The organism is Streptomyces sp. NBC_00285, assembly GCF_036174265.1.
Classification (GTDB): Bacteria; Actinomycetota; Actinomycetes; order Streptomycetales; family Streptomycetaceae; genus Streptomyces.
On record NZ_CP108055.1, the window covers coordinates 7,626,874 to 7,644,841 of the forward strand.

The following is a 17,968-nucleotide window of genomic DNA, read 5'->3' on the forward strand; positions in this document are numbered from 1 at the left end:
AAGTTAGCGCAACCATCCTCGGTGTCTGCTAGTAGCCGAAGTCCTGCGTCCACCACGGGCCACCGGACCCGAACTGCACACCCACGCCCAGAGTCGTGAAGTCGCAGTTCAGGATGTTGGCCTTGTGGCCGGGGCTGTTCATCCAGGCTTCCATGACCGCCGCCGGGTCGGCCTGGCCGCGGGCGATGTTCTCGCCGCCGAGGCTGGTGATCCCGGCCTGCGCGGCACGGTCCCACGGCGTCGCGCCGCTCGGGTCGGTGTGGTCGAAGAAGCCCTCGACGTCCATGGCCTTGCTGAAGGCGGCGGCCAGGTCGGCCAGCGCGCTGTTGGCGGCGACCGGGCTGCATCCCACCTTCGCCCGCTCGACGTTGACGAGCCGGAGCACCTCGGCCTCGGCGGCGGCCTCCGTGGAGACATCCACCGGCGCGGTGGTCTCCTGCTTCGCCGGCTCCCTCTCCTTCTGTGAAGGAGTCGCCGCGGGCTTCTCGCTCGGCGTGGCCGCAGGCTTCTTCGTCGGCTTCTCGGCCGGGGTGGCCGTCGAGGTCGAGGGGGACGGCGCGGGCGAGGCGGACCGGTCGGCGTCGCGGCTCGTCGAGCCGCCGTCCTCGCGCCGGTCGGCGCTGCCGGAGGTGCCGCCCTGCTCGGCCGGGGAGTTCGTCGGCGAGCTCGCCGCCTGTACCTCGCCGCCGCCGGTGTTGCTGCTGCCGCCACCGAGCTTGTAGCTGTCCAGGCCGGGCACCACGCCCGTGGCCACCGCGACCGTGCCGATCGCGACGGCCGCCGAGACCCCGAGCAGACCGCTCTTGACCGGCGTCACGAGATTCCGCTTGCGCCTGCGGTGCGAGCCGCTGCGCCGGGGGCCGTCGGCGGGGGTGTAGCCGTCGCCCCGGAAGAGCGCGTACTCCTCCTCCGACGCGAACAGGTAGGCATCACTGCGCGCGTAGGTGTCGGTGTCCGTGTGGCTCGGACGGGGCGTGGTGCTCGCCGAGGCGAAGTTGTACGAGTCCTGTGGGTCGAATGCGCTCCCGTGGGAGCCGTGCGTATCCGTGACCCCCATGGCGCGGCCCGTGGCGGCGCGGCCGGCGGCGGAGCGTCGGTGGCGTCCCATGTCCTTGCCTTCCTCGTCTGTTCTTGAGGTCGACGCGTCCCCCCGGTCAACCGAAGTCACAAAACCCACACGATCGAGTGAGTTTCGTATGAGATTCATTGGCAGCGGACAGTACCGCATGACGCCAGAGGAAGGAGTGCCCAGAGAGACTTTGGCCCGTTAGGTTGCACCCATGAGCGAGGATGTACGACTGGTCGCCTGGGTGCGAGGACGCGTCCAAGGTGTGGGTTTCCGCTGGTTCACGCGGGCCAAGGCCCTCGAGATCGGCGGCCTGAGTGGTTTTGCTCTCAATCTCGGCGACGGACGCGTCCAGGTGGTCGCCGAGGGGCCGCGGAAGGGATGCCAGGGACTCCTCGACTGGCTCCTGGGAGATGACACGCCCGGCCGCGTGGACGGCGTCACCGAGATCTGGGACACACCTCGCGGGGGTTACGACGGCTTCGCCATCCGATGAGCCGTTTCTGTAAAACGCCCCAGGCGGAAGCGGAGGGACATGCCACCGACACCTGCCCGAAGCAGAAAAACGCTGGTGGTTGCCAAGAACCACACGCCGTGGCAGGCTCCGCCCCCAAGAACGATCGCCACCCCTCCAGGGTCCCGCGAGAACCGCAGCGCCGCCGTTCCGAGCCGCGCCGGTCAGGGTTGCCCGCCAATACGGGGCGTGATCGTGTTGACCGTCAAACTTTTTGGTGAGACGCTGAAAACACCCCGCGCACCTTAGCTGTTTGGCATGGATGAACGGCAGCAAGAACTAAAAAGTGTCAAGCATCGCGGGTGCGAATCCCTCACGACCCACACCGCTTCGGTCGGTCACTCATTGTGGAGGACCATCCATCATGGCAAAGGCGCTTCTCGGTTACGTCGGCGGCTCCGACCCTCGACTCCTCGCCGAGATGCGACGGCTCCAGCAGCGCGTCCAGGACCTGCAATCCGAGCTCGTACGGATTCAGGCCGAGAATGACGAGCTCGCGGCTGCCGCTTCTCACGACAGGATCATGGAGAGCATCGACGCACACCAGGCGGAGCCCGCGCTCACCTGATCACTGCATCGCTCCACAGCAGCTCACGCAGTGACTGGGCGGCTCGAATCAACCGCTAAGTTGTAAGAGTTTGCAAGGGACGCTTCGGCGTCCCTTCTTTCTTGCCTCGTGCGCCCTTCACTCTCTTAACGTTTGATGTGCCCTGCACGTTCAAAGGTGAAACCGCGGGCAACAGCGCGTTCATGGAGTGAGGCACCCCCGGAAGGTAGAGTCCAGCGGCGTGCACCTCAAGGCCCTGACCCTCCGGGGGTTCAAGTCGTTCGCCTCGGCGACCACGCTCCGGTTCGAACCGGGAATCACGTGCGTCGTCGGTCCCAACGGCTCGGGCAAGTCCAACGTCGTCGACGCCCTCAGCTGGGTCATGGGCGAGCAGGGCGCCAAGTCGCTGCGCGGCGGCAAGATGGAGGACGTCATCTTCGCCGGCACCACCGGACGCCCGCCGTTGGGCCGCGCCGAGGTGTCCCTGACCATCGACAACTCCGACGGGGCGCTGCCCATCGAGTACGCCGAGGTCACCATCACGCGGATCATGTTCCGCAACGGCGGCAGCGAGTACCAGATCAACGGCGACACCTGCCGGCTCCTCGACATCCAGGACCTGCTGTCCGACTCCGGCATCGGCCGCGAGATGCACGTCATCGTCGGCCAGGGCCGGCTCGACTCCGTCCTGCACGCCGATCCGATGGGCCGCCGTGCCTTCATCGAGGAAGCGGCCGGCGTCCTCAAGCACCGCAAGCGCAAGGAGAAGGCGCTTCGCAAGCTGGACGCGATGCAGGCCAACCTCGCGCGTGTGCAGGACCTGACCGACGAACTCCGGCGCCAGCTCAAGCCACTTGGCCGGCAGGCCGCGGTCGCCCGCCGGGCCGCCGTCATCCAGGCCGACCTCCGCGACGCCCGCCTGCGGCTGCTCGCCGACGATCTCGTACGACTGCGGCAGGCGCTGCGGGCCGAGGTCGCGGACGAGGCCGCACTGAAGGAGCGCAAGGAGTCGGCCGAGCAGGAACTCAGGAAGGCCCTCCAGCGCGAGGCGCTGCTGGAGGACGAGGTACGCCGGCTCGCGCCCCGGCTCCAGCGGGCCCAGCAGACGTGGTACGAACTCTCCCAGCTCGCCGAGCGGGTGCGCGGCACGATCTCGCTGGCCGACGCACGCGTGAAGAGCGCCACGTCGGCGCCGCCCGAGGAGCGCCGCGGGCGGGACCCCGAGGACATGGAGCGCGAGGCCGCCCGCATCCGTGAGCAGGAGGCCGAGCTCGAAGCGGCCCTGGAGGCGGCCGAGCACGCCCTGGAGGACACGGTCGCGCACCGCGCCCAGCTGGAACGCGCGCTCACGCAGGAGGAACGGCGTCTGAAGGACGTCGCCCGGGCCATCGCCGACCGCCGCGAGGGGCTCGCCCGCCTGGGCGGCCAGGTCAACGCGGCCCGTTCCCGCGCGGCCTCCGCCCAGGCCGAGATCGACCGCCTCGCCGCGGCGCGGGACGAGGCCCAGGAGCGGGCGTCCGCCGCGCAGGGGGAGTACGAGGAGCTCAAGGCCGAGGTCGACGGACTGGACGCGGGTGACGCGGAGCTGGCGGAACAGCATGAGGCGGCGAAGCGCCGGCTGGCGGAGGCGGAGTCCGCGCTGACGGCGGCCCGCGAGGCGACCACGGCAGCGGAACGCAGACGCGCGGCGACACAGGCCCGGCACGAAGCCCTGGCTCTGGGCCTGCGCCGCAAGGACGGCACGGGGGCCCTGCTCGGCGCGAAGGACCGGCTGACCGGGCTGCTGGGTCCGGCGGCGGAACTGCTGACGGTGACCCCGGGCCACGAGACGGCACTGGCGGCGGCGTTCGGCGTGGCGGCGGACGCGCTGGCGGTGACGTCCCCCTCGGCGGCGGCCGATGCGATCCGCCTGCTGCGCAAGCAGGACGCGGGCCGGGCGTCCCTGCTGTTGGCGGGAGGCCCCGACGCCACGGGAGACGACGCGAGCGGTCACGGCGCACCCGCCGGACACCGGCGCGCGGCGGACCTCGTCCGCGGCCCGTCCGACCTGATGACGGCCGTGGGCCGCCTCCTCCACGGCATCGTCGTGGTCGGCACTCTGGAAGACGCCGAAGACCTCGTCTACGCCCACCCCCACCTCACCGCCGTCACCGCCGAAGGCGATCTCCTCGGCGCCCACTTCGCGCACGGCGGCTCCGCGGGCGCCCCGAGCCTTCTCGAAGTGCAGGCTTCCGTGGACGAGGCCGCCGCCGAGCTGGAAGAGCTGGCCGTCCGGTGCGAGGAACTCACCGGGGCTCAGCACACCGCCGTGGAGCACCGCACGGAATGCGCCGCCCTGGTGGAGGAGTTGGGGGAGCGGCGCCGGGCCGCCGACCGGGAGAAGTCGGCCGTGGCCCAGCAGCTCGGCCGGCTGTCCGGACAGGCGAAGGGCGCCGCCGGTGAGGCCGAGCGGTCCACCGCGGCGGCCGCGCGGGCGCAGGAGGCGTTGGAGAAGGCGCTCGAAGAGGTCGAGGAACTGGCCGAACGGCTCACCGTGGCCGAGGAGATGCCGGTCGAGGAGGAGCCCGACACGTCGGTACGGGACCGTCTCGCCGCCGACGGGGCCAATGCGCGGCAGACCGAGATGGAGGCCCGCCTCCAGGTCCGTACGCACGAAGAGCGGGTCAAGGGCCTCGCCGGCCGCGCGGACTCCCTCGACCGCGCCGCCCGCGCGGAGCGGGACGCACGCGCGCGTGCCGAGCAGCGGCGGGCACGGCTGCGGCACGAGGCCGGCGTGGCCGAAGCCGTCGCCTCCGGGACGCGGCAGCTGCTCGCTCACGTCGAGGTGTCGCTCGCGCGCGCGGACGAGGAGCGCACCGCCGCCGACGCCGCCAAGGCCCTGCGGGAAAGGGAGTTGACCGCCGCCCGGACCACCGGCCGCGATCTCAAGGCCGAGCTCGACAAGCTGACCGACTCCGTCCACCGCGGTGAGGTGCTCGGCGCCGAGAAGCGGATGCGGATCGAGCAGCTGGAGACCAAGGCGCTCGAGGAGCTGGGCGTCGAACCGGCGGGACTCGTCGACGAGTACGGCCCGCACCAGCTCGTCCCGCCCTCCCCGCCCGCCGAGGGCGAGGAGCTGCCGGAGGATCCGGAGCACCCGCGCAACCAGCCCAAGCCGTTCCACCGGGCGGAGCAGGAGAGGCGGCTCAAGGCCACCGAGCGGGCGTACCAGCAGCTCGGCAAGGTCAATCCGCTCGCTCTGGAGGAGTTCGCGGCGCTGGAGGAGCGGCACAAGTTCCTCAGCGAGCAGCTGGAGGACCTGAAGAAGACCCGCATCGACCTGCTTCAAGTGGTGAAGGAGGTCGACGAGCGCGTCGAGCAGGTCTTCACGGAGGCCTACCGGGACACGGCCCGGCAGTTCGAGGGCGTCTTCAGCCGGCTCTTCCCGGGCGGCGAGGGGCGGTTGATCCTGACCGACCCCGACAACATGCTCACCACGGGCGTGGACGTCGAGGCGCGTCCGCCCGGCAAGAAGGTCAAGCGGCTCTCCCTGCTGTCCGGCGGCGAACGGTCACTGACGGCCGTGGCGCTGCTGGTGTCCATCTTCAAGGCGCGGCCCAGCCCGTTCTACGTCATGGACGAGGTCGAGGCGGCGCTCGACGACACCAACCTCCAGCGGTTGATCCGCCTCATGCAGGAGCTGCAGGAGGCCTCGCAGCTCATCGTGATCACGCACCAGAAACGGACCATGGAGGTCGCCGACGCGCTGTACGGCGTCTCCATGCAGGGCGACGGCGTGTCGAAGGTCATCAGCCAGCGGCTGCGCTGACCTCCCATGACTTCAAGAAGTGAACGTATGTGGGGTACATCTGTCAAAGTTCTCACAATTCACTACGTTTGAATTTGAGACTTGAAGGCATAAGGTCAGCAGCGTTGGATTTACCTTCAGGTACCACCTACCTGGGGGCTGACCACACCGACAGCGTTGCCGGTGGCCCGAGGAGTAAACGTGACCAGCACAGCGAAGGCATCCGAACCAGGAGCCCAGGCGGCTCATCCCGATCATCTCGGGCACGTCATCTTCATCGCGGCGGCGGCCGCGATGGGCGGTTTCCTCTTCGGCTACGACAGCTCCGTGATCAACGGTGCCGTCGAGGCCATCCGAGGCCGCTACGACGTCGGCTCCGCGGCCCTGGCGCAGGTCATCGCCATCGCCCTGATCGGCTGTGCCATCGGCGCGGCGACCGCCGGACGCATCGCCGACCGCATCGGCCGTATCCGCTGCATGCAGATCTCGGCCGTTCTCTTCACGATCAGCGCCGTCGGCTCGGCACTGCCCTTCGCGCTGTACGACCTCGCCTTCTGGCGGGTCGTCGGAGGCTTCGCCATCGGCATGGCCTCGGTCATCGGCCCCGCCTACATCGCCGAGGTCGCCCCGCCGGCCTATCGCGGCCGACTCGGCTCCTTCCAGCAGGCCGCCATCGTCATCGGCATCGCGATCTCGCAGCTGGTCAACTGGGGTCTGCTGAACGCCGCCGGCGGTGACCAGCGCGGCAAGCTGATGGGCCTGGAGGCCTGGCAGGTCATGCTCGGCGTCATGGTCGTCCCGGCCGTCCTCTACGGCCTGCTCTCCTTCGCCATCCCCGAGTCCCCGCGCTTCCTGATCTCCGTCGGCAGGCACGAGCGTGCCAAGGAGATCCTGGAGGAGGTCGAGGGCGACAAGATCGACCTCGACGCGCGCGTGGCCGAGATCGAGAACGCCATGAAGAGCGAGCACAAGTCGACCTTCAAGGACCTGCTCGGCGGTTCCTTCTTCTTCAAGCCGATCGTCTGGATCGGCATCGGCCTGTCGGTCTTCCAGCAGTTCGTCGGCATCAACGTCGCGTTCTACTACTCCTCGACGCTGTGGCAGTCGGTCGGCGTCGACCCGACCGACTCGTTCCTCTACTCCTTCACGACGTCGATCATCAACATCGTCGGCACCGTGATCGCGATGATCTTCGTGGACCGCGTCGGCCGCCGCCCGCTCGCCCTGATCGGTTCGGTCGGCATGGTGGTCGGTCTCGCTCTGGAGGCCTGGGCGTTCTCCTACGACCTGGTCGACGGCAAGCTGCCGGCCGCGCAGGGCTGGACCGCGCTGATCGCCGCCCATGTGTTCGTCCTGTTCTTCGCCCTGTCCTGGGGTGTGGTCGTGTGGGTCTTCCTCGGCGAGATGTTCCCGAACCGGCTCCGTGCCGCCGCGCTCGGTGTGGCCGCCTCCGCGCAGTGGATCGCCAACTGGGCCATCACCGCGAGCTTCCCGTCGCTGGCCGACTGGAACCTCTCCTTCACCTACGTGATCTACACGGTCTTCGCGGCCCTCTCCATCCCGTTCGTCCTCAAGTACGTCAAGGAGACGAAGGGCAAGACCCTGGAGGAGATGGGCTGAGGGCCCTCCCCGCAGTCCCGGGGAGACGGGTCAAGACCCCGCTGCCCTCTCCCCGTACCGTCCGCCGCCCCCGGCCCGGCAACCGCCTGGACCGGGGGCGGCGGAGTTGTCCATGTGGGTCACCAGATGAGAACCCCGCCGCCGATCTCCAGGGCCTCGCCGATGCTCTCCTCGATGATCCGCAGCCGAGTCTCGATCTGGTCCCGGTGCCCCTCGACCGTCCGTGGCGACCTCGTCGATACGGGAGCGCAGCAGCGCCACCTCGCGCCGGAACTCCGGCACGTCCTCGGCCTCGACATACAGGTCGCGGGCGGCGAGCACGGGCAGGAAGCGCGCACCGAGCGAGCGCACGAACTCCGATCCCCACACCGTCGTACGCCAGGATTCGAAGCCGCCGGACCGGTACACGTCGTCCGATACGTCGAGTATCCGCAGCTCGCCGTCCGGGTCCCGGACGAACACCTCCACCGACAGACTCATGGGCTCAGTGGATCACCGTCGAATCCCCCTCGGCCACCGGATATGGCGCGCCTCAGCCGCCCAGCTCCGGAAGCACCCGCTCCGCGAACAGCCGCAGGCTCCGCCATCCCTCCGCCACCGGCATCCCGCCCGCCAGCGGATGCAGAACGAGGTTGTCGAGCCCCTGCTCCACGCACTCCTGCGGTGTCAGGATCCGGTAGACACCCTCCGCGCGCAGTTCGTCCACGGTCGTCGCGGCCGACCGCACCGCCGACGCGATGTCGCCGGACTGCCAGGAGGCGTACGTCCGGGCCTCGTGCAGGAAGTACCGGCCGTGCCGGGCCCACGACTCGTCCGGGTTCTCGGCGATGTGCAGCAGCGGGGTCTCGGCAGTCGGCATCATGGTCCAGCCCTCGGTGCCGTACTCGACGAGCCGCTCCTTGTAGTACGCCTCCAGCTCCGGCAGATGTGCGCTGGGGAAGAACGGGAGCCCCAGGCGGGCGGCGCGGCGGGCGGCGGCCTTGGACGAGCCGCCGACCAGGAGGAGGGGGTGCGGGTCGGTGAAGGGGCGCGGGGTGACCCGTACCGTACGGCCCCGGTACTCGAACTCCTCGCCGGTCCACGCCTTCAGCAGGGTCTCCAGGACCTCGTCCTGGATCCGGCCCCGCCGCCGCCACTCCACGTCGAACAGCGCGTACTCCTCGGGGCGGTACCCGATCCCGGCGACCGTCACCAGCCGGCCGCCGCTCAGCAGGTCCAGTACGGCGATCTCCTCGGCCAGGCGGAGCGGGTCGTGCAGGGGGCCGATGACGGCGGAGACGGTGACCGCGATCCGCCGCGTCGCTCCGAACACCGCCCCCGCGAAGGCGAACGGCGAGGGCAGCCAGTTGTTGTCGACGCCGTGGTGCTCCTCGGTCTGCACGGTGGTGATCCCGTGCTCGTCGGCGTACGCGGCCATGTCCAGGGCGGCCCGGTAGCGGGCGCTGAGGGAGGCGGGCGTCGCGTCGGGCTCGACGAGGTTGAAACGGACGACCGTGACGGGCATGGGAGGTCCCCCTTCACACGGTGACGGTGGAGGGGGACGGTAGCTGACGGTACGTCAGGTGGCCAGGGGGATGACTTCTTGTTTCCAGGGGTTGTGGCAACTCAGGTCATGAGCTGCCACAACCCCTGTGTGCGCTTCACGCACGGTACCGGTCCGGATACTGGACGGGTTGTGACTCCGCCCCGTGGGGCTTCTCGTCGACGTGAAGTCGAGCGACGGGCCGGCCCGGCCCGCAGGGGCATACACCCCTGAGCTGGTATCGAACGGTCTGCTGGGAGGTCACGCATACTGGGTGCGTTATGGAAACCGTCATCCTTGCTGTAGTCATCGCCGTCGTCGTGCTCGGTGTGCTCGGCGGTCTCGTCGTCGGCAGCCGGCGCAAGAAGCCGCTGCCCCCGCCGCCCCCCGCCGCGCCCGACATCACCGCCCCTCCGGCCGAGCCGCACGTCGGAGACGAGGCCGAGACGCCGCGCGACGAACCGCGCCGGACCATAGAGGAGGTGGACCTCCCGGACGGCTCGGCGCCGCCCGTCGCAGAAGAGCTCCCGCCGACCGAGATCGACGTCCCGGACCCCACCGCCGGACGCCTGATCCGGCTGCGGGCCCGGCTTTCCCGCTCCCAGAACGCGCTCGGCAAGGGGCTGCTCACGCTCCTGTCGCGCGAGCATCTCGACGACGACACCTGGGAGGAGATCGAGGAGACCCTCCTCACCGCCGACGTCGGCGTGGCCCCCACCCAGGAACTGGTCGACGGCCTTCGCGCGCGCGTGAAGGTGCTCGGCACCCGCACACCCGACGAACTGCGGGGTCTGCTCCGCGAGGAACTGCTCAAGCTGGTCGGCACCGACGTCGACCGCGCCGTGAAGACCGAGCCCGAGGAGCGCAAGCCGGGCATCGTGATGGTCGTCGGCGTCAACGGCACCGGCAAGACCACCACCACCGGCAAGCTCGCGCGCGTGCTCGTCGCCGACGGGCGGACCGTCGTCCTCGGCGCCGCCGACACCTTCCGTGCCGCCGCCGCCGACCAGCTCCAGACCTGGGGCGAGCGGGTGGGTGCCCACACCGTGCGCGGGCCCGAGGGCGGTGACCCCGCCTCCGTCGCCTTCGACGCGGTGAAGGAGGGCAAGGAGATGGGGGTCGACGTGGTCCTCATCGACACCGCGGGCCGGCTGCACACCAAGACCGGTCTCATGGACGAGCTCAGCAAGGTCAAGCGGGTAGTGGAGAAGCACGCCCCGCTCGACGAGGTCCTGCTGGTCCTGGACGCCACCACCGGGCAGAACGGCCTGGTGCAGGCCCGGGTCTTCGCCGAGGTCGTCCAGATCACCGGCATCGTCCTCACCAAGCTCGACGGCACGGCCAAGGGCGGCATCGTGATCGCGGTCCAGCGTGAGCTGGGGGTGCCGGTCAAGCTGATCGGGCTGGGCGAGGGTGCCGACGACCTGGCGCCGTTCGAGCCGGAGGCGTTCGTGGATGCACTTATCGGCGAGTGAGCAGCTCCCCGGATCGCTGCCCGCTTGGTCACGCGCATCGGTATCCGCGCGAAGAGACGCCCGTTCCCGCGGTGCAGGGGGAGCGGGCGTCTCCTTGCGCGTGAATCCGGCGCCGCTCCAGCGGGCGTGGCTGCCCGTGGCCGTGGTTCCCGCTGTGGTCGCGCGCCGCCGTGGTCCTCGCCGCTCCCGCGGACCTGGTTGCCCGGCGCGTGGTCCCCGTCGCTCCCGCGGACGTGCTCGCCCGCCGCCGTGGTGCCCTGCTCCGGCGGTCGCGTCGGCCGGGGCGAGGAGAAGGGCCCCGCCCCATGGTGCAGATGTGGCAGGGCCCTTCGCTGTGTACGTTCTGCGGCCTACGCCCGTGACCGATGCGCCACGTAGGCCAGCGTCCCCAGCAGCAGCCTCGCCGCCGGCGGCTTCGTCGCCGAGTCCAGGGACGGTGGCCGCAGCCACTGCACCGGCCCCAGGCCGCCCCGGTCCGACGGCGGAGCCGTGATGTAGGTGCCGGCGCCCAGCCCGCGCAGGTCCAGGGAGGCCGCGTCGTCCCAGCCCATGCGGTAGAGGAGTTCGGTCAGGTCGGCCGCGGCGCCGGGTGCGACGAAGAACTGGGCGCGGCCCTCGGGGGTCGCCGTCACGGGGCCGAGGGGGAGACCCATGCGCTCCAGGCGGACCAGGGCACGGCGGCCGGCGGGCTCGGCGACCTCGACGATGTCGAAGGCGCGACCGACGGGCAGCATCACCGAGGCGCCGGGGAACTCCGCCCACGCCTTGGTCACTTCGTCGAGAGTGGCACCGGCCGGCACCTGGGACGCGAAGTCGAGGGGGTGGGCACCGGGCCACAGACAGTCCGCGCGGCCGCAGGAGCAGGCACCTGCCGCGGCCCGCGCGCCCGGGACCACGTCCCAGCCCCAGAGTCCGGTGAACTCGGCGACGGTGGTGCACTCCGAGGAGCGGCCGCGCCTGCGTGTGCCGGAACGAATCTCCCGAATGCCGCCGATCGTGAAGCCCATGCCCCCTCCAACGGGTCCACCGTGCCGGTGGTTACGAGACGAACGCGGTCCGTCACTCTCCGTTTCCTCTTCCGGGCGGTGGTGGCGCCAAGAAGTACCCCGGGTGGTGTGCCGGGATGTGCGCGCCCCTGAATGCACCGCTCCGCCCACCGCCGTTCGGTCTATGTCAAGTGAATCCTGCGAAGGCGACCATGAGTTCATTCGAAGGGGTGGCGAATGGTGGCGTTTCCGGGATCGCCGTGGCTGGACGCGTGATCGTAGGATTACGTTGAGTACACAAGTCCTGGGGGCACATGCACTTGTGGGTATGCCGGAGGCAAGTCGGCTCCCCGTTCGAAGGCTGACAACTGCCGGACAGAGGGCCCTATTTACCGGCATTCTGATAAGGCTTGGCGCACTCGGCGACAAGTGGTCTCAGGGATGGGGGCGTTCCAGTGGGCGGCAACAGCGGAAGTGGGACGGGCGCCGGAAGCGGTGCGCAGTCCGACAAGCGCCCCAATGAGCTGCTCACCTCCTGGTTCGTGCGCAGCGGCTGGTCGAAGGGCGAGCTCGCCCGCCAGGTCAACCGCAGGGCACGCCAGTTGGGGGCCAACCACATCTCCACCGACACCTCGCGGGTGCGTCGCTGGCTGGACGGCGAGAACCCCCGCGAACCCATCCCCAGGATCCTGTCCGAGCTGTTCTCCGAGCGGTTCGGATGTGTCGTCTCCGTCGAGGACCTCGGACTGCGCGCCGCCCGCCCGTCGCCCTCCGCGACCGGAGTCGACCTGCCCTGGACGGGTCCGCAGACCGTGGCCCTGCTCAGCGAGTTCTCGCGCAGCGACCTGATGCTGGCGCGGCGCGGCTTCCTCGGGACTTCGCTGGCCCTGTCCGCGGGCCCGTCCCTCATCGAGCCCATGCAGCGCTGGCTCGTCCCCGGGTCCGTCACCCCGCACCGGGAGCCCGAGCCGGACTCGTCCCGTCGGATCGGCCGGCTGTCCAGGCCCGAGCTCGACCTCCTCGAGTCGACGACCGTGATGTTCCGCAAGTGGGACGCCCAGTGCGGCGGCGGCCTGCGCCGAAAGGCGGTCGTCGGCCAGCTGCACGAGGTGACCGACCTCCTCCAGGAGCCCCAACCCGAGACCACCACCCGCAGGCTGTTCAAGGTCGCCGCCGAGCTGGCGGAGCTCGCGGGCTGGATGTCGTACGACGTGGGGCTGCAGCCCACCGCCCAGAAGTACTTCGTCCTCGCCGTGCACGCGGCCAAGGAGGCCGGCGACAAGCCGCTCGGTTCCTACGTCCTGTCCAGCATGAGCCGCCAGATGATCCATCTCGGGCGGCCCGAGGACGCCCTTGAGCTGATCCACCTCGCGCAGTACGGCAGCCGGGACTGCGCGAGCCCGCGCACCCAGTCGATGCTGTATGCGATGGAGGCCCGCGCCTACGCCAACATGGGACAGCCGGGCAAGTGCAAGCGGGCCGTCCGGATGGCCGAGGACACCTTCGCCGACGCCGACGACTGGGACGAGCCGGACCCCGACTGGATCCGCTTCTTCTCCGAGGCCGAGCTGCACGGCGAGAACTCCCACTCCTACCGCGACCTGGCCTATGTGGCCGGCCGCAGCCCGACCTACGCCTCGCTGGCCGAGCCCGTCATGCAGCGGGCCGTGGAGCTCTTCTCCGAGGACGGCGAGCACCAGCGGTCGTACGCACTCAACCTCATCGGCATGGCCACCGTGCACCTGCTGCGGCGTGAGCCCGAGCAGAGCACGGCACTGGCGGAACAAGCCATACAGATCGCCAAGAAGGTCCGCTCGGAGCGCGTCAACACTCGTATTCGAAAGACGGTCTACACGGCCGTACGCGATTTCGGTGATCTCGCCGAGGTCGTGGATCTCACCGAGAAGCTCGCCGTCGAGCTTCCGGAGACCGCCGAAGCGGTCTGAATCCCTTGAACCCCGGCCGCGGCCGGCCCTCCCGAACAGCCCGACTCGGCTCCCCCGCGCCAGGCCATCGGAAGGCCGACCGCGGCCGGTTTTGTCGCGTCCCCGAAGGTTGCGCCACGATAACGATCGACGCGGCCCGTATCTGCCAGTTCATCGACGCGTAACACGCAGGGCATCTTCGTCACGGCGGCGAAACAACGAGGGGCGTCCACCGAAACCGCGCTGCGCGAATCTCATGGCGCATAACCGGCCCACCCCTCAAATCCACTCTGGCTTCCCGCACGGGGCCGTACCTACGACGAGGAGACGCCGATGGCACCAGCCATCACGCTCGCCGCAGACAAGCTGTCTGTGGCGAACACAGGCTTCATGTTGATCTGTTCCGCCCTGGTGCTGATCATGACCCCGGGTCTTGCCTTCTTCTACGGAGGCATGGTTCGCGTCAAGAGCACCCTGAACATGCTGATGATGAGCTTCATCAGCATGGGTATCGTCACCATCCTGTGGGTGCTCTACGGCTTCTCCATGGCGTTCGGTACGGACCACGGCTCGCTCATCGGCTGGGAGAACGACTTCTTCGGCTGGACCGGCATCGACAAGGGCGACATCTGGTCCGGGTACACGATCCCGGTCTTCGCCTTCGCCATCTTCCAGATGATGTTCGCCATCATCACGCCCGCCCTGATAAGCGGTGCCCTCGCCGACCGGGTGAAGTTCAGCGCCTGGTCGCTGTTCGTCGTCCTGTGGGCGACGGTCGTCTACTTCCCGGTCGCGCACTGGGTCTGGGGCACCGGAGGCTGGGCCTTCGAACTCGGTGTGATCGACTTCGCCGGTGGTACGGCGGTCCACATCAACGCGGGTGCCGCGGCACTCGGCGTGATCCTGGTCATCGGCAAGCGCGTCGGCTTCAAGCGTGACCCGATGCGCCCGCACAGCCTCCCGTTGGTCATGCTCGGCGCCGGTCTCCTGTGGTTCGGCTGGTTCGGCTTCAACGCCGGCTCGTGGCTCGGCAACGACGACGGCGTCGGCTCGCTGATGTTCGTCAACACGCAGATCGCCACCGCCGCCGCCATGCTCGCCTGGCTCGCCTACGAGAAGATCCGCCACGGCGCGTTCACCACCCTCGGTGCCGCCTCCGGCGCGGTCGCCGGTCTCGTCGCCATCACCCCGTCCGGTGGCGCGATCACCCCGATCGGCGCGATCTGCATCGGTGCCATCGCCGGTGTCCTGTGCGCCATGGCGGTCGGCCTGAAGTACAAGTTCGGCTACGACGACTCCCTGGACGTCGTCGGCGTCCACATGGTCGGCGGTGTCATCGGCTCCCTGCTGATCGGCTTCTTCGCCAGCGGCAAGGGCCAGTCCGAGGTCAAGGGCCTCTTCTACGGCGGCGGCCTGGACCAGTTCTGGAAGCAGTGCGCCGGTGTCTTCGCGGTCCTCTTCTACTCGCTGATCGCCTCCGCGGTCCTCGCCTTCCTGCTCGACAAGACGATCGGCATGCGGGTCGAGGAGGACGAGGAGATCTCGGGCATCGACCAGGCCGAACACGCCGAGACCGCATACGACTTCAGCGGTGCGGGCGGCGGTTCCGCCAAGGTCTCCGTCGGCTCCGGTGCCGAGTCCAAGAAGGTGGACGCATGAAGCTCATCACCGCCGTCGTCAAGCCTCACCGGCTCGACGAGATCAAGGAAGCCCTCCAGGCCTTCGGGGTCCACGGTCTGACGGTCACCGAGGCGAGCGGCTACGGTCGTCAGCGGGGCCACACCGAGGTCTACCGCGGTGCCGAGTACACCGTCGACCTGGTGCCGAAGATCCGTATCGAGGTTCTTGCCGAGGACGACGACGCCGAGCAGCTGATCGACGTCATCGTCAAGGCGGCCCGCACCGGCAAGATCGGTGACGGCAAGGTCTGGTCCCTGCCGGTCGAGACCGCCGTACGGGTCCGGACGGGCGAGCGCGGCCCGGACGCGCTCTGACCGTAGAACAGAACAGGAGCTGCTGGGTGACGAGCACGGATGTGCGCAAGGATGCAGAGGACTCGGGACCCAGCGGCTATGCGGCGGCCCGGCTGCGCCTCCTCCAAGAGGGGGCGCGGTCCGGGCCGCCGCGCCGTTCCGCCCTCGCCGAACTGACGGACGACTGGCTCTCCGGTCTGTTCAGCGCGGGCGCCGAGCAGCTGCGCGGAGTCTCCCTGATCGCCGTCGGCGGCTACGGCCGCGGCGAGCTGTCCCCCCGCAGCGACCTGGACCTGGTCCTGCTGCACGACGGCAGCGACTCGGGCGCCGTCGCCGCCCTGGCCGACCGCATCTGGTACCCCGTGTGGGACCTCGGTCTCGCCCTCGACCACTCCGTGCGCACGCCCGCGGAGGCCCGCAAGACGGCCGCAGAGGATCTGAAGGTCCAACTCGGTCTCCTGGACGCCCGCCACATCGCCGGTGACCTGGGGATGACGGCAGGCCTGCGGACGTCCGTCCTCGCCGACTGGCGCAACCAGGCGCCCAAGCGCCTCCCCGAGCTCCAGGAGCTGTGCGCCGAGCGCGCCGAGCGCCAGGGCGAACTGCAGTACCTGCTCGAACCCGACCTGAAAGAGGCCCGCGGCGGACTCCGGGACGCCACCGCCCTGCGAGCCGTCGCCGCCTCCTGGCTGGCCGACGCCCCGCGCGAGGGCCTCGACGACGCCCGGCGCCGGCTGCTCGACGTCCGGGACGCCCTGCATCTGACGACGGGCCGGGCCACCGACCGACTCGCGCTCCAGGAACAGGACCAGGTCGCCGCCGAACTCGGCCTGCTCGACGCCGACGTCCTGCTGCGGCAGGTCTACGAGGCCGCGCGGGTCATCTCGTACGCCAGTGACGTCACCTGGCGCGAGGTGGGACGCGTGCTCAGATCGCGTGCCGTGCGGCCACGGCTGCGGGCCATGCTCGGCGGCGGAAAGCCGGTCGTCGAACGCTCTCCGCTGGCGGAGGGTGTCGTCGAGCAGGACGGCGAGGTGGTCCTCGCCCGCGCCGCCCGCCCCGACCGCGACCCCGTGCTTCCGCTGCGCGCCGCGGCCGCAGCCGCGCAGGCCGGACTCCCGCTCTCCCTGCACGCCGTACGGCGCATGGCCGCCAACGTGCGCCCCCTGCCCACGCCGTGGCCCGTGGAGGCGCGTGAACAACTGGTCACGCTGCTCGGCTCGGGCAGCCCGACGATCGATGTCTGGGAGGCACTGGAGGCGGAAGGCCTGATCACCCAGCTGCTGCCCGACTGGGAGCGCGTGCGGTGCCGCCCGCAGCGCAACGCCGTGCACATCTGGACCGTCGACCGGCACCTGATCGAGACGGCCGTCCGTGCCTCGGAGTTCACACGGCGCGTCCACCGCCCCGACCTGCTGCTCGTCGCCGCACTGCTGCACGACATCGGCAAGGGCTGGCCCGGCGACCACTCGGTGGCCGGCGAGATCATCGCGAAGGACGTGGCCGCGCGGATCGGTTTCGACCGCGACGACGTCGCCGTACTCGCCGCTCTCGTACGGCACCACCTGCTGCTCGTGGACACCGCCACCCGGCGTGACCTGGAGGACCCGGCCACCGTGCGCTCGGTCGCTGAGGCCGTCGGGTCGCAGGGCACCCTGGAACTGCTGCACGCCCTGACCGAGGCGGACGCCCTGGCCACCGGCCCCGCCGCCTGGTCGTCCTGGCGGGGCTCGCTCGTCGCCGACCTGGTGAAGAGGGTGGCTGCGGTGCTCGCCGGGGACGACCTCGACGAGCCCGAGGCCGCCGCGACCACCGCCGAGCAGGAACGGCTCGCCATCGAGGCGATCGCCACCGGAGGCCCGGTGCTGTCCCTGCGCGCGCAGACCGAGTCGCCCGTGGACGAGCAGCCCGCGGGCGACCCGGAACCTCTCGGCGTCGAACTCGTGATCGCCGTACCGGACCAGCCCGGCGTGCTGCCGGCGGTCGCGGGAGTGCTGGCCGTGCACCGCCTGACCGTCCGCACCGCGGAACTGAGCGCCCTGAACCTGCCCGACGGCGTCGAGGGCTCGGTGCTCCTGCTGAACTGGCGGGTCGCCGCCCAGTACGGCTCGCTGCCCCAGGCCGCCCGGCTGCGGGCCGATCTCGTACGGGCCCTGGACGGGTCCCTGGATATCGCCGGGCGGCTGGCCGAGCGCGACGCGGCGTATCCGAGGCGCCGCGGTGTCGTCGCGCCCGCGGCGCGCGTGACGGTCGCCCCGGCGGCGTCCCGGCACGCCACGGTGATCGAGGTCCGCGCCCAGGACGCCCCGGGACTGCTGTTCCACATCGGGAGCGCCCTGGAGGACGCGGGCCTGCGGATGCGCAGCGCGCACGTGTCGACGCTGGGCGCCAACGCCGTGGACGCCTTCTACGTCACCGACGGCAAGGGCGTGCCGCTCGCAGCCGGTGAGGCGGCTTCCGTGGCCCGGAAGCTGGAAGAGACGCTGCGGGCCTAGGGCCCTCCCGACGGATCCCCGTGCGGCGAGCGCGCGTGCCGGGCGTCGCGGTGCCGCG

13 protein-coding genes are annotated in these 17,968 nt (G+C 70.3%); 9 read left to right on the forward strand and 4 right to left on the reverse strand.

From position 1 onward, the window contains the following. Positions 1-28: 28 nt before the first annotated feature. Positions 29-1,108, reverse strand: coding sequence for a CAP domain-containing protein (locus tag OHT57_RS35305; RefSeq protein WP_328750815.1), 1,080 nt, complete (start codon positions 1,106-1,108; stop codon positions 29-31). Between the two features lie 172 nt (positions 1,109-1,280). Between OHT57_RS35305 and OHT57_RS35310 the strand changes: the two genes are divergently transcribed. The 4 genes from OHT57_RS35310 to OHT57_RS35325 all read left to right on the forward strand — a co-directional run bounded on the left by OHT57_RS35310 (position 1,281) and on the right by OHT57_RS35325 (position 7,534). Continuing rightward, positions 1,281-1,562 (forward strand): acylphosphatase, encoded by a 282-nt coding sequence (locus OHT57_RS35310; protein ID WP_311714403.1) that lies wholly within the window; start codon positions 1,281-1,283, stop codon positions 1,560-1,562. Between the two features lie 382 nt (positions 1,563-1,944). Further along, positions 1,945-2,148, forward strand: a complete 204-nt coding sequence (locus OHT57_RS35315) for a hypothetical protein (RefSeq protein ID WP_328750816.1) — start codon at positions 1,945-1,947, stop codon at positions 2,146-2,148. A gap of 220 nt (positions 2,149-2,368) precedes the next feature. Continuing rightward, entirely contained in the window at positions 2,369-5,935 is a 3,567-nt protein-coding gene (smc, locus tag OHT57_RS35320; RefSeq protein WP_328750817.1) for a chromosome segregation protein SMC, read from the forward strand. 180 nt (positions 5,936-6,115) lie between these two features. After that, positions 6,116-7,534 carry a sugar porter family MFS transporter gene (locus OHT57_RS35325; RefSeq protein ID WP_328750818.1) on the forward strand — a complete coding sequence of 473 codons (1,419 nt, stop codon included), beginning with the start codon at positions 6,116-6,118 and terminating at the stop codon, positions 7,532-7,534. 30 nt (positions 7,535-7,564) lie between these two features. Here the strand turns inward: OHT57_RS35325 and OHT57_RS35330 are convergent, their stop codons facing one another. Further along, a complete protein-coding gene (locus tag OHT57_RS35330) occupies positions 7,565-8,014 on the reverse strand; it encodes a hypothetical protein (protein WP_328750819.1) in 450 nt (149 codons plus the stop codon). Between the two features lie 52 nt (positions 8,015-8,066). After that, the gene (locus OHT57_RS35335; protein WP_328750820.1) at positions 8,067-9,038 is read right to left on the reverse strand and encodes an LLM class flavin-dependent oxidoreductase; all 972 of its coding nucleotides are present in this window, start codon (positions 9,036-9,038) and stop codon (positions 8,067-8,069) included. Between the two features lie 299 nt (positions 9,039-9,337). On the opposite strand from OHT57_RS35335, the gene ftsY reads away from it, so the two are divergent. Beyond that, positions 9,338-10,531, forward strand: coding sequence for a signal recognition particle-docking protein FtsY (gene ftsY / locus OHT57_RS35340; protein WP_328750821.1), 1,194 nt, complete (start codon positions 9,338-9,340; stop codon positions 10,529-10,531). Between the two features lie 350 nt (positions 10,532-10,881). Here ftsY and OHT57_RS35345 read toward each other — a convergent pair whose 3' ends face one another. After that, a complete protein-coding gene (locus OHT57_RS35345) occupies positions 10,882-11,538 on the reverse strand; it encodes a bifunctional DNA primase/polymerase (protein ID WP_328750822.1) in 657 nt (218 codons plus the stop codon). 434 nt (positions 11,539-11,972) lie between these two features. Here OHT57_RS35345 and nsdA point away from each other — a divergent pair, with 434 nt between their 5' ends. The 4 genes from nsdA to OHT57_RS35365 all read left to right on the forward strand — a co-directional run bounded on the left by nsdA (position 11,973) and on the right by OHT57_RS35365 (position 17,910). Continuing rightward, positions 11,973-13,463 (forward strand): transcriptional repressor NsdA, encoded by a 1,491-nt coding sequence (gene nsdA / locus OHT57_RS35350; RefSeq protein ID WP_328750823.1) that lies wholly within the window; start codon positions 11,973-11,975, stop codon positions 13,461-13,463. 312 nt (positions 13,464-13,775) lie between these two features. Beyond that, complete coding sequence (locus OHT57_RS35355) at positions 13,776-15,101, forward strand: ammonium transporter (RefSeq protein WP_328750824.1); 1,326 nt, start codon at positions 13,776-13,778, stop codon at positions 15,099-15,101. Continuing rightward, positions 15,098-15,436: a P-II family nitrogen regulator gene (locus OHT57_RS35360; RefSeq protein ID WP_003997576.1), complete on the forward strand. Its 339-nt coding sequence runs from the start codon at positions 15,098-15,100 to the stop codon at positions 15,434-15,436. Before OHT57_RS35355 ends, OHT57_RS35360 begins: the two co-directional genes overlap by 4 nt. 26 nt (positions 15,437-15,462) lie before the next feature. Continuing rightward, positions 15,463-17,910 carry a [protein-PII] uridylyltransferase gene (locus OHT57_RS35365; RefSeq protein ID WP_328750825.1) on the forward strand — a complete coding sequence of 816 codons (2,448 nt, stop codon included), beginning with the start codon at positions 15,463-15,465 and terminating at the stop codon, positions 17,908-17,910. The last annotated feature ends 58 nt before the right edge of the window (positions 17,911-17,968 follow it).

What these genes read in the sequence shown, in the direction of transcription:
- OHT57_RS35330 (WP_328750819.1), bottom strand. Translation starts at nt 8,014, where the DNA reads ATGAGTCTGTCGGTGGAGGTGTTCGTCCGGGACCCGGACGGCGAGCTG.
- OHT57_RS35310 (WP_311714403.1), top strand. Translation starts at nt 1,281, where the DNA reads ATGAGCGAGGATGTACGACTGGTCGCCTGGGTGCGAGGACGCGTCCAA.
- OHT57_RS35355 (WP_328750824.1), top strand. Translation starts at nt 13,776, where the DNA reads ATGGCACCAGCCATCACGCTCGCCGCAGACAAGCTGTCTGTGGCGAAC.
- ftsY (WP_328750821.1), top strand. Translation starts at nt 9,338, where the DNA reads ATGGAAACCGTCATCCTTGCTGTAGTCATCGCCGTCGTCGTGCTCGGT.
- OHT57_RS35305 (WP_328750815.1), bottom strand. Translation starts at nt 1,108, where the DNA reads ATGGGACGCCACCGACGCTCCGCCGCCGGCCGCGCCGCCACGGGCCGC.
- OHT57_RS35345 (WP_328750822.1), bottom strand. Translation starts at nt 11,538, where the DNA reads ATGGGCTTCACGATCGGCGGCATTCGGGAGATTCGTTCCGGCACACGC.
- OHT57_RS35315 (WP_328750816.1), top strand. Translation starts at nt 1,945, where the DNA reads ATGGCAAAGGCGCTTCTCGGTTACGTCGGCGGCTCCGACCCTCGACTC.
- OHT57_RS35360 (WP_003997576.1), top strand. Translation starts at nt 15,098, where the DNA reads ATGAAGCTCATCACCGCCGTCGTCAAGCCTCACCGGCTCGACGAGATC.
- OHT57_RS35335 (WP_328750820.1), bottom strand. Translation starts at nt 9,038, where the DNA reads ATGCCCGTCACGGTCGTCCGTTTCAACCTCGTCGAGCCCGACGCGACG.